Raw genomic sequence first — 11,288 nt, 5'->3', positions numbered from 1 at the left:
TATGTCAGACCACGACCTTCTTGTGCTCGCCGAGGTTCTTGGGGGGCTCGCCGGTGATGGCTGCCTTGGCCATCTTGTAGAGCTGCACCATCTTGCTGTCGTCCACGTCCCAGTATTCAGCGCCGCGCACGGTCACGGCCAGCAGGCCCAGGTTGGGGTCGGTCGGGCCGTTGGGGAACCACGCCTGCGCCATCTTGGTGAAGAGCGCTTCCTTCTTGGCCTGGTCCTCGAGCAGCGCGGCATGACCCGACACCGACACGTAGCTGTCGTCGTCGGTGTTGGCATAGGCGATGTTCACGACCGGATCGGTGGCCACATGGCGCGCAATGTCGCCGTCCTTCGGCACGAAGAAGTAGAGCGTGCCAGCCTCGTCGCCGTTCTTGTTCTGCGTGGTCAGCGGGTGGCTGTGCAGCTGGCCGTCGTCGTGGCGGTGGGTCAGCATGCCGAAGCGGGTGTCCTTGATCAGGTCCCAGAGCTTGCTTTGGTCGTTGGTGGTGGTCGTCATGTCGGGTGCTCCAGAGTGTTGAGGTTTCGAACTGAAGGCTTCACCGTAAGGCCGTCGCTGCGACGGGCTTGAGGACACACAGCCCACAGGCGTGTCGTCCGGCGCCGACATGTGGCGCACCAGCGGCGCCGTAGGTCTTGTCCGTCCGCCACAGGCGGCATTCCCTTCGAAGCGTGACGTGGTGCGTTCGCTACCTTGGAAAGCGACGGACATCCGTTGCTCGCAGCTGCTTCTTTCTTCCTTTTGCGAGGGCCTCGACGCTTGGCAGCGAAGAGGCTTGAACCCAGCTTGGCGCTGGGTTCTTTTTTGCCTTGTCGAAAGAGGCTCCGGGGCCTCACGGCTTCAGCCCTGCGGCGCCTGCAGCCCCAGCACCTTGTCCAGCGTCAGCGGGTAGTCGCGAATGCGCACGCCGGTCGCGTTGTAGACCGCATTCGCCACCGCCGCGCCCGCGCCGCAGATGCCCAGCTCGCCCACGCCCTTGATCTTCAGCGGGTTCGTCTTGTCGTCCACCTCGTCGAGGAACACCGCCTCCACGGCGGGAATGTCCGCATGCGAGGGCAGGTGGTATTCGGCCAGGTCGTGGTTCACGAAACTGCCGAAGCGCGTGTCGACCACGGCGTCCTCGAACAGCGCGGAGCCCACGCCCCAGATCATGGCGCCCGTCGCCTGGCTGGTGGCGGTCTTCATGTTCAGGATGCGGCCCGCCGCGAAGACACCCAGCATGCGGCGCAGGCGAATCTCGCCGCTGTCCATGTCGACCGCCACTTCGGCAAAGTGCGCGCCATAGGCCTGCTGGGAGAACTTGCTTGCCATGTCGCCCTTCTTGATCTGGCCTTCCGCGCGCAGGCCGAGGGTGCCCGCCAGCGCGCCCAGCGTTTCGCTGCGGCCTGCGGCCGTGGCGTGGCCGTCGGCAAACACCACGTCGGCCGGCCTGGCGTTCATGCGCCGCGCAATCTGCTCTCGCAGCTGGGTGCAGGCGTCGAACAAGGCGGAGCCGGCGCTGGCCGCGCCCCACGATCCGCCCGAGCCGGGCGTTTCGGGGAAGTCGCTGTCGCCCAGTTCGATGCGCACCTTGTCCACCGGCAACCCCAGCATTTCCGCTGCGATCTGCGTGAACACCGTATAGCTGCCGGTGCCGATGTCGGTCATGGACATGCGCGCCGTGAGCACGCCCTGGCGGTCGAGCGACACCGCGCACCTGGCGTCCATCAGCAGGTTGCTGCGAATGGCCGCAGCAAAGCCCAGGCCGATCTGCCATCGGCCGTCTCGCACCGCGCCCGGCGCCGCATTGCGCCGGTTCCAGCCGAAGCGCTCGGCGCCCTCGTCCATGCAGCGCAGCAGCTGGCGGGTCGAAAAGGGAATGTTCTTCTCCGGGTCCATGGCGGGCTCGTTGCGCCGGCGCAGCTCGATGGGGTCGAGCCTGAGCTTTTCGGCCAGCTCGTCCATGGCCTGCTCCAGCGCCAGCATGCCGACCGCCTCGCCCGGTGCGCGGGTGGAGTCTGAAATCGGCAGGTCGAGCTTCACCACGCGGTGCGTGGTGAGCCGGTTCGGCGCGGCGTAGAGCGTGCGCGTCTGCGTGCTGGCCGTTTCATAGAAGTTGTCGAACCGCGCGCTGTGCGACAGCGAGTCGTGCCCGATGGCGGTGAGCTTGCCGTCCGGCGTGGCACCCAGGCGCACGCGCTGCACGGTCTGGCTGCGGTGCGTGGTGAAGTGAAACATCTGCTGGCGCGTGAGTGCGGTCTTCACCGGGCGCTTGAGCTGCCGCGCGGCCATGGCCGAGAGCATCACGTCGCCGTAGATCGGCAGCTTGCCGCCGAAGCCGCCGCCGATGTAGCGGCTCACGATGCGCACCTTCGATGGCGGTATCTGCAGGGTGTTGGCCACCGCGTTCTGCGCGCTCTCCAGCAACTGCGCCGCGCAGTGCACCGTCAGCTTGTCGCCGCTCCACCAGGCGACGGTGGCGTGTGGCTCCATCTGCGCGTGGATGTGCGTGGGCGTGGTGTAGGTGGCGTCGACCTGCACGGGCGCGCCGGCAAAGGCCGGCTCGAAGTCGCCGATGCGGCTGTCGGCCTTTTGCTGCTCGTCGTCCTTCGGTGTCTCGGCCTTGCCCTGCGCGGCGGCCATGTCGAACTCGCCAGGCTCCACGGCGTAGCGAACGCGCACCAGCTTCGCGGCGGCGCGCGCCACCTCGAAGCTCTCGGCCACCACGAAGGCCACGGCCTCGCCGTAGTAGCGCACGCGGTCGCTCGCCAGTTGCGGCGAGGAGCGCGCGAAGCGGTCCTTGGCGTCCACGGGGCCCCATGCGCCTTGCTTCGGGGCGTTGCGGTGGGTCATGACCATCAGCACCCCGGGCGCCGCTTCGGCGGCCGAGGCGTCGATGTCGGCGATGCGGCCCTTGGCGATGGTGGCCTCCACGATGAAGCCGTAGGCGGGTGCGCCCGGCGCCTCCTGCACTTCGTAGGCATAGGGCGCCTTGCCCGTCACCTTGAGTCGGCCGTCCACGCGGGCGATGGGCTTGCCGATGAGCCCGCCGCGGTTCTCGTCGATCGGGTTGCGGGCGGAGGGTGCGTTCATTTCCATGGGAGGGTTCCTCAGGCGGCACGCACTGCACGCGCGGCTTCGGTGATGGTGGCCTGCAGGGTGCGTCGCACCAGCGGGAGCTTGAAGTCGTTGTGCCCGCGCCCGCGGGCGCCGGCCAGCACGGTGTCGGCGGCGGCATCGATCGCCGCGTCGTCCAGCACGGTGTCGGCCAGCCGCGCCTCGGCCGCCTCCACGCGCCACGGCTTGTGCGCCAGCCCGCCGAAGGCCATGCGTGCGGAGCGGATGCGCCCGCCGCTGGCGTCCACGATCACCGCCACCGAGATCAGCGCGAACGCATAGGAAGCCCGGTCGCGCACCTTGCGGTACACGTGGTGGCCGGGCACCGGCGGCGGCAGGGTGACGGCGGTGATCAGTTCGCCCGGCTGCAGGTCGGTCTCGATCTGCGGGGTGTCGCCCGGCAAGCGGTGAAAGTCGGCAATGGGAATCACCCGGCGCATGCCGCCGGGCAACACGGTTTCCACCTTGGCGTCGAGCACGCGCATGGCCACGGCCATGTCCGACGGGTGCGTGGCAATGCACTGCTCGCTGGCGCCGATCACTGCGTGCATGCGGTTGTAGCCCTGCAGCGCGGAGCAGCCCGTGCCCGGCTCGCGCTTGTTGCAGGCGCGTGCGGTGTCGTAGAAGTAGTAGCAGCGCGTGCGCTGCAGCAGGTTGCCGCCGGTGGTGGCCTTGTTGCGCAACTGGCTCGAGGCGCCGGCCAGCAGCGCGCGGCTCAACACCGCGTAGTCCTTTCGCACACGCGCGTCGGCCGCCAGTTCGGCATTGCGAACCATGGCGCCGATGCGCAGGCCGCCCTCTGCGGTGGGCTCCACGGTGTCCAGCCCCAGGCGGTTGATGTCCACCAGGTGCGCGGGTGTCTCGACCTGCAGCTTCATCAGGTCGAGCAGGTTGGTGCCGCCCGCGATCATCCGCGCGCCGGGGCGCGCGGCCGCGGTGGCCGCCGCTTCGGGCGTGGCGGCGCGTTCGTAGCTGAAGGCTTTCATGAGCGCGCTCCCGATGCGTTCCTGGCCACGACCTGGATGGCCGCGACGATGTTGGGGTACGCGCTGCATCGACAGAGATTGCCGCTCATGCGCTCGCGAATTTCGGCGTCGCTGAGCGACACGTTGGCCGGCTCGCCGGCAGGGCCGGTGAGCTCGCGCGTCACATGGCTCGGCATGCCCGCACGAGCCTCGGCCAGCATGCCCGCGGCCGAGCAGATCTGCCCCGGCGTGCAGTAGCCGCACTGGAAGCCGTCGTGTTCCAGAAAGGCCTGCTGCAGCGGGTGCAGCGCATCGCCTTGCGCCATGCCTTCGATGGTGGTGACCGACTGGCCGTCGTGCATCACCGCCAGCGTCAGGCACGAATTGGTGCGCCGGCCTTCCACCAGCACCGTGCACGCGCCGCACTGGCCGTGGTCGCAGCCCTTCTTGGTGCCGGTCATGCGCAGGTTCTCGCGCAGCGCGTCGAGCAGGGTGGTGCGGGTGTCGACCTCCAGGCGGTGCGGCTGGCCGTTGATCTGCAACTGCACCTGCATGCGCTGCGGCGCGGGTTCCTGGGGGCTCGCGGCGTTGGCCGCCTGGGCGGCCACAGGCGCGGCCTGTGCGGCGGCGAGCATCGTGGCATTGGCGCCGACGAGCGCGGCGCCCGACTGGAACACGGCGCGCCGCGTGACGCGTGCGCGGGCGGCGTCCGCGCCTTGGGAATGGTTTTCGAACTTCATCGGGGGATCTCCGGGAGAGCGCGCGGCTCGCGGCCCGGAGAACGGCCTGCACAAGCGCTGCGCTTGAAGAAAATCCTAGGGAGCCCCGAAAGTGCGGCGACAGCGCATTCACGCTGTCGTGGTGTAGGCAGCCACCGACGGGCGGCTGCCCAGGCTCATCGTTCGTTCATGGCGACTTGCCGGTGTTCCCCTCGGGCCTGGGCCGCGACGAGGGCTCCCACGAATCGGGTGTGGTCGCCACCAGCGACTTGAAGTCCTTCCATTTCCTGGCGTCCGGAATGGTGCGCCCGCCCACGATCACCGCCTTGGCATACGCCACCATGCGCTCGCGCAGGTAGGCCCGGTCGGACTCGGGCCAGGTCTCGATCGAATGCGGGCCGCGCGCCACCACGATCTCCTTCAGCCCGCGGATGCGGTTGTAGGCGGCCATGGTGCCCTCCAGCGTCTCGGCGCGGTCCCACAGGCCCTTGCCGAAGAAGGCGGCGGGCCAGCGGTCCATGCCCGCCAGCGTGGACGAGTTCGGATAGAACACGATGTGGTGGTCGGCCGCCATGCCGCCCAGGAACAGGTTGCGGTCGGCCAGGTCGGGCGAGTCGCCCACGTAGCCCGCGCCGCTGGCGAACGACGACAGCAGAATCGCACCGCGGATGTTGCGCATGCCCTTGGGCGGCGTGCAGTTGGGCTCGGGCATGTCGAAGCTGCACTGGGCCACGTAGTTGCGCGTCATGGCCCACGCGGTGGACATGGAGCCGCGCGAGTAGCCGCCCAGCACCAGCGGGATCTCGCTGGCCGGCATGCCCGCGAGCAGCCGCCCGCGCGTGGCGTCGCCTTCGAGCAGCTGGCCCTGGGGCGTGAGGATGCGCAGGCCGCGCCCGGTGTCCAGCGCGGTGAGCGCGCGGAACACGTCCTCGCCTTGCTCCAGCGTGTTGGTGTCGCTGAAGCCGCCCGACAGCCCTTCGCCGCGCCGGTCGTAGGCCAGCACGTCGTAGCCCGCCTGGTTCAGCGCGTACAGGTTCTCGCGCCACCAGCGCTGGCCCATGGTCTCGGTGGTCGCGTTGGGAAAGCTCACGGGCGTGGTCTTGCCGGTCTTCTCGTCGGTGCGGTAGGCCACCTCGTCCGGATGCTGGATGGCCGTGAGCTGGCCGCCGCCGCCCGGCGCCATGATGACCAGTGCGCGCGTCTTCTTGCCCTTGCCGGCGTCGACCCCCGCGCCTTCGATGTACCAGCCGCGCAGCTTGATGTCGCCGGTCATCTTCAGGTCGATGCGCTCGAAGGCGTCGCGCGGCACCGTGAACTCGACGATGCTGGTTCGCGCATCGGCCTCGGCAATGCCTTCGCGGTAGGGCGCCTTGGCGAAGAAGGCAGGGCGGCGGATGGCCTTCAGGTCGACCTGGCCTTCGGGGTCGATCCTGCCCGAAGGGTCGACCACGCCGGTCGAGCGCGTGGCGCGCTCCTTGTTGGGCGGCAGCCAGCGCTGCATCTGCGCGTCGATGCGCTTGAAGCAGGCCGCGTCGTCCTTGCAGGCGCGCCAGCGGGCCTTGAGCTTTTCGTCGGTGAACTCGCTGACGTGGTAGTCGCCGCCCGCGTAGTCGGCCGGCGTGGGGTTGGCCGTCATGAGCACCGGCACGCACACCTTGGGGCCAATGCCGCCGCCGCCGGAGCCCGTGCCTTGCGGCAGCAGGTAGCCGCCCATCATGGCGTTGCGGTCGGTGCCGACCCATGCGGTGCAGTCGGTGGGCGGGGGCTTGCTGGCGCTGGCTTGCCGCTGCGCTTCGGTGGTGGCGGAGGTGCAGGCGCCGAGCAAAAGCAGCGCCGCAAGGCCGCACGCCGTGGCGCCGCGGGAGAGCAGCGCGTGCCGCGTTTTCAGTTCGGTCATCGAGACAGGGTCTCCGGAAATCTGGAGGCCCGATCTTCGCCGCATTGGCGCCGCGCCACCAAAGCCAACACGCCCTGTGCGTGCAAGCGCGCGCCTTGCCGTGCGTAGGAATCTTCCTGCATGCGCACGGGCCTATGTCCACTCTCCAATGGCCGTGGGAGGGCGCTCAATTTGCCCCGAATTACAGGAGACAAGACAGATGAATTTCGAAGGCATCTACTGCTTCGACACGGCGAGCGTGCGCTTCGCCGTCTACCCCGAAGGCCCGGGCGGCCCGCGCGTCATCGTGCAGATTTCCGAGCACACCCTGCACGACGGGTTCGGAACGCGCGAGGTCGGCGACCGGCTGCTGGAGGTGTGCCGCAAGCACTTCCAGGTGATCGAGCCCGCGGCCGTTGCACGCTACCGGGCTGCGCCGCGCAGCCCCATCACGCTGACCCTCGACGACTTCGCGCTGCACGCCTGAGCGGGCGCCGGGCGAGACGCCGGCATACGGGCAACTCTCCGACAAGGCGAGTAGGTTCAGACCGTAGCCACGGCATGCGGCACCGCCGCAAATTGAGGTTCCGCCAGACGAAAAACGCAAATGTTCCTCGAACAGGCGTGTCGCTGGCCCTCAATCAAGGAACGCCGGTGCCTCTGAACCATTCACTCCTGGGCGCGCGAGACGCCTATCTTTTCCACGAAGGAACCCACGCCCGCCTGTACGACCTGCTGGGTTCCCACCCGCAGCCCGGTGGCGGCGTCAATTTCGCGGTGTGGGCGCCCAACGCCGAGTCGGTGTCGGTGGTCGGCGACTGGAACTACTGGTCCGGCGAAGCCGACCCTCTTTCACCCAGCCCCGACAACACCGGCATCTGGCAGGGGCATGTGCCGCAGGCCGCGCTCGGGCAGACCTACAAGTACCGCATTCGTTCGCGCTTTGCTGGCTACACCGTCGACAAGGCCGACCCAGTGGCATTCAGCGCCGAATTGCCGCCGGCCACCGGCTCGCGCATCTGCGAACTCTCGTACGAATGGAACGACGACGAATGGATGGCCACGCGCGGCGCGAACAACGCGCTGGACGCGCCACAGTCGGTCTACGAGGTGCACCTGGGCTCGTGGCGCCGGCATGACGGGCAGTTCCTCGGCTACCGCGAGCTGGCGCACGAACTGGGCGCCTACGTGAAGAAGATGGGCTTCACCCACGTGGAGCTCATGCCCGTGACCGAGCACCCGTTCTACGGCTCGTGGGGCTACCAGACCACCGGCTACTTCGCGCCCACCGCGCGCTACGGCTCGCCGCAGGACTTCATGTACATGGTCGATCACCTGCACCAGCAGGGCATCGGCGTGCTGCTGGACTGGGTGCCCTCTCACTTCCCGACGGACGAGCACGGCCTGGGCTACTTCGACGGCACGCACCTCTACGAGCATGCGGACCCGCGCCAGGGCTTCCATCCGGAGTGGAGTTCCAGCATCTTCAACTACGGCCGTCCCGAGGTGCGCAGCTTCCTGGTGTCGTCCGGGCTGTTCTGGCTCGACCTGTACCACCTCGACGGGCTGCGCGTGGACGCGGTGGCCTCGATGCTCTACCTCGACTACGCGCGCAAGCACGGCGAGTGGATCCCCAACCGCCACGGCGGGCGCGAGAACCTGGAAGCCATCGACTTCCTGCGCACGCTCAACCGCGCCGTGTACCGCGAGTTCCCCGACACGCTCGCCGTGGCCGAGGAGTCGACCGCCTGGCCGCGCGTGTCCCGCCCGACCGACATGGACGGCCTGGGCTTCGGCGAGAAATGGAACATGGGGTGGATGCACGACACGCTGGACTACATGAAGGAAGACCCGGTCAATCGCAAGTACCACCACCACAAGCTGACCTTCTCGCTGGTGTATGCCTTCAACGAGAACTTCGTGCTGCCGCTCTCGCACGACGAGGTGGTGCACGGCAAGGGTTCGCTCATCAACAAGATGCCGGGCGACAACTGGCAGCAGTTCGCCAACCTGCGCGCGCTGTTCGGCTTCATGTGGGCGCACCCGGGCAAGAAGCTGCTGTTCATGGGCGGCGAGTTCGGCCAGCGCCGCGAATGGACGCACGACGGCGAGCTCGAATGGTGGGTGACCGAGCAGACCGGCCACGGCGGCCTGCAACGGCTGGTGGCGCAGCTCAACCGCGTGTACCGCGAGGCGCCCGCGCTGCACCAGCTCGACTTTTCCGCGGCCGGCTTCGAGTGGATCACCGCGGACGATGAAGAGAAAAGCGTGTTCGCCTTCTTGCGCAAGTCCGCCGACGGCAGCCCGCCGCTGCTGGTGGTCTGCAACATGACGCCGGTACCGCGAACCAACTACGTGCTGGGCGTGCCGGGCGGCATCGACGGCGTTCTGGGCGGCAGTTTCTGGCGCGAAGTCGTCAACACCGACGCGGCCGAGTTCGGCGGCACGGGCTGGGGAAATCTCGGCGGCGTGGAAGCCGCCCCTGTGCGCTCGCATGGCCGCATGCAGTCGGTGAGCCTGACCCTGCCGCCCCTTTCGACGCTGATCCTGGAGCAACGCACCACACCATGAAGAACATCTTTGCCACCCGCCAGACCCCCGTGGCGAGCGACATCGCGGACGCGCACGGCAACGTGCGCGCGGTGATCGACGCCGTGCTGCCCGCCGTGGACAACGGCCGCTTCCCCGTGAAATGCGTGGCCGGCGAGCGCGTGCGCGTGCGCGCGCACTGCTTCACCGACGGGCACGACGTGCTGCGCGTGCAGCTGTGCTGGCGCGCGCACGACCAGGCCGCGTTCCGCGAAGTGCCCATGAAGCCGCTGGGCAACGACGTGTGGGAGGCCGCCTTCTCGCCGCCCGCGCTCGGCCGCTACGTGTACACCGCCGTCGCCTGGGTCGACCCCTTCGAGTCGTGGCGCAGCGAGATGGCGCGCCGCGTCGACCCCGACGACGTGCGCATCGCCTCGCAGGTGGGCGCGCTCGAGATCGCGGCCGCCGCCGGGCGAGCGGATGGTGCCGACAAGACCGCGCTGCAGCGCTGGGCCACCGAACTCGACGCCGTGGCCGCCACGCCCGGTGCCGACGCCGTGTCGCTGAAGGCGCTGGCGCTCGACGACGAACTGGCAGACACCGCGCGCCGCCATCCCGACCGTCGCCACGAGGCGCGTTACCCCGTCGAGCTGCCGCTGGTGGCCGACCGCGAGCGCGCGCGCTTCAGCACCTGGTACGAACTGTTCCCGCGCTCGGCCGGTACCGAGCCAGGCGTGCACGGCACCTTCAAGGACGTGGAGGCGCGCCTGCCGGCCATCGCCGCGATGGGTTTCGACGTGCTGTATTTCCCGCCGATCCACCCCGTGGGCCGTATGCAGCGCAAGGGCCCCAACAACAAGCTGGTGAGCGGGCCGCAGGACGTGGGCAGCCCCTGGGCCATCGGCGCGGCCGAAGGCGGGCACAAGGACATCCTGCCCGCGCTGGGCACGCCGCAGGACTTTCGCCAGCTGCTCGCGCGCGCGGCCGACCACGGCCTGGAGATTGCGCTGGACATCGCCTTCCAGTGCGCCCCCGACCATCCGTACGTGAAGGAACACCCCGACTGGTTCCGATGGCGGCCCGACGGCAGCGTCCAGTACGCGGAGAACCCGCCCAAGAAGTACCAGGACATCTACCCTTTCAACTTCGAGTGCGAGGACTGGCGCGGCCTGTGGACCGAGCTGAAGAGCGTGTTCGAGCACTGGGTGGGCGAGGGCGTGCGCATCTTCCGCGTGGACAACCCGCACACCAAGGCCTTTCCGTTCTGGGAATGGGTGATTGCCGAGATCAAGCGCACCCACCCCGACGTGATCTTCCTGGCCGAGGCCTTCACGCGCCCGAAGGTGATGCACCGGCTGGCCAAGGGTGGCTTCTCGCAGAGCTACACCTACTTCACCTGGCGCAACACCAAGGAGGAGCTGGTCGAGTACTTCACCGAGCTGTCGACCGCGCCGGGCATCGACTACTTTCGCCCCAACGTGTGGCCCAACACGCCCGACATCCTGCACGAGCAGCTGCAGGGCGGCGAGGCCTCGGTCTACATGTCGCGGCTGGTGCTGGCCGCCACGCTGTCGGCCAGCTACGGCATCTACGGGCCGGCCTACGAGCTGCGCGAGCACCTGCCGCGCGACCACGGTGGCGAGGAATACCTCGACTCCGAGAAGTACCAGCTGCGCCACTGGAACCACGACGACCCCGAAAGCCTGGCGCCCTTCATCGCGCGGGTGAACCGCATCCGCCGCGAGAACCCCGCCCTGCAATGGGACCGCACGCTGCGCTTCCTGCATGTGGACAACCCGCAACTGCTGGCCTACGCCAAGACCTCGGCCGACGGCAGCAACGTGGTGGTGACGGTGGTCAACCTCGACCCGCATACGCCGCAGTCGGGCTGGGTGGGGCTGGAGCCCGGCAGCGTGGGCGTGAGCCCGCCGTCGCGCGGCTTCCAGATGCACGACCTGCTCAGCGGTCAGCGCTTCATCTGGCAGGGCGACTGGCACTACGTGCGGCTCGATCCCCACAGCGCACCCGCGCACATCTTCGTGGTCCGTCGTCGCCATGGCGACGAGCGCGACTTCGATTACTTTCTTTGAGGTCGA

General features: G+C 68.7%; 8 protein-coding genes. 3 read left to right on the top strand and 5 right to left on the bottom strand.

What is annotated here, in order from left to right:
- Nucleotides 1-4: 4 nt before the first annotated feature.
- The 5 genes from AC0IYU_RS30070 to AC0IYU_RS30050 all read right to left on the bottom strand — a co-directional run bounded on the left by AC0IYU_RS30070 (nucleotide 5) and on the right by AC0IYU_RS30050 (nucleotide 6,684).
- Nucleotides 5-505, bottom strand: a complete 501-nt coding sequence (locus AC0IYU_RS30070) for a pyridoxamine 5'-phosphate oxidase family protein (protein WP_472124808.1) — start codon at nucleotides 503-505, stop codon at nucleotides 5-7.
- Nucleotides 506-847: 342 nt separating this feature from the next.
- Complete coding sequence (locus AC0IYU_RS30065; protein WP_472124805.1) at nucleotides 848-3,085, bottom strand: molybdopterin cofactor-binding domain-containing protein; 2,238 nt, start codon at nucleotides 3,083-3,085, stop codon at nucleotides 848-850.
- An 11-nt stretch (nucleotides 3,086-3,096) separates the two neighbouring features.
- The gene (locus AC0IYU_RS30060) at nucleotides 3,097-4,089 is read right to left on the bottom strand and encodes an FAD binding domain-containing protein (RefSeq protein WP_472124802.1); all 993 of its coding nucleotides are present in this window, start codon (nucleotides 4,087-4,089) and stop codon (nucleotides 3,097-3,099) included.
- The gene (locus tag AC0IYU_RS30055; RefSeq protein WP_472124799.1) at nucleotides 4,086-4,808 is read right to left on the bottom strand and encodes a 2Fe-2S iron-sulfur cluster-binding protein; all 723 of its coding nucleotides are present in this window, start codon (nucleotides 4,806-4,808) and stop codon (nucleotides 4,086-4,088) included. The genes AC0IYU_RS30060 and AC0IYU_RS30055 overlap by 4 nt, the downstream gene beginning before the upstream one ends.
- A gap of 166 nt (nucleotides 4,809-4,974) precedes the next feature.
- Nucleotides 4,975-6,684 carry an alpha/beta hydrolase family protein gene (locus tag AC0IYU_RS30050; protein ID WP_472124796.1) on the bottom strand — a complete coding sequence of 570 codons (1,710 nt, stop codon included), beginning with the start codon at nucleotides 6,682-6,684 and terminating at the stop codon, nucleotides 4,975-4,977.
- A gap of 199 nt (nucleotides 6,685-6,883) precedes the next feature.
- Between AC0IYU_RS30050 and AC0IYU_RS30045 the strand changes: the two genes are divergently transcribed.
- The 3 genes from AC0IYU_RS30045 to AC0IYU_RS30035 all read left to right on the top strand — a co-directional run bounded on the left by AC0IYU_RS30045 (nucleotide 6,884) and on the right by AC0IYU_RS30035 (nucleotide 11,282).
- On the top strand, nucleotides 6,884-7,150 hold the full coding sequence (locus AC0IYU_RS30045) for a hypothetical protein (RefSeq protein ID WP_472124794.1): 267 nt from the start codon (nucleotides 6,884-6,886) through the stop codon (nucleotides 7,148-7,150).
- A 167-nt stretch (nucleotides 7,151-7,317) separates the two neighbouring features.
- The gene (glgB, locus tag AC0IYU_RS30040; protein WP_472124791.1) at nucleotides 7,318-9,234 is read left to right on the top strand and encodes a 1,4-alpha-glucan branching protein GlgB; all 1,917 of its coding nucleotides are present in this window, start codon (nucleotides 7,318-7,320) and stop codon (nucleotides 9,232-9,234) included.
- A complete protein-coding gene (locus AC0IYU_RS30035) occupies nucleotides 9,231-11,282 on the top strand; it encodes an alpha-1,4-glucan--maltose-1-phosphate maltosyltransferase (protein ID WP_472124789.1) in 2,052 nt (683 codons plus the stop codon). Before glgB ends, AC0IYU_RS30035 begins: the two co-directional genes overlap by 4 nt.
- The last annotated feature ends 6 nt before the right edge of the window (nucleotides 11,283-11,288 follow it).

The sequence above is a fragment of the Variovorax sp. AC103 genome, assembly GCF_979254005.1.
This window is presented reverse-complemented; position numbering and strand designations above follow the sequence as displayed.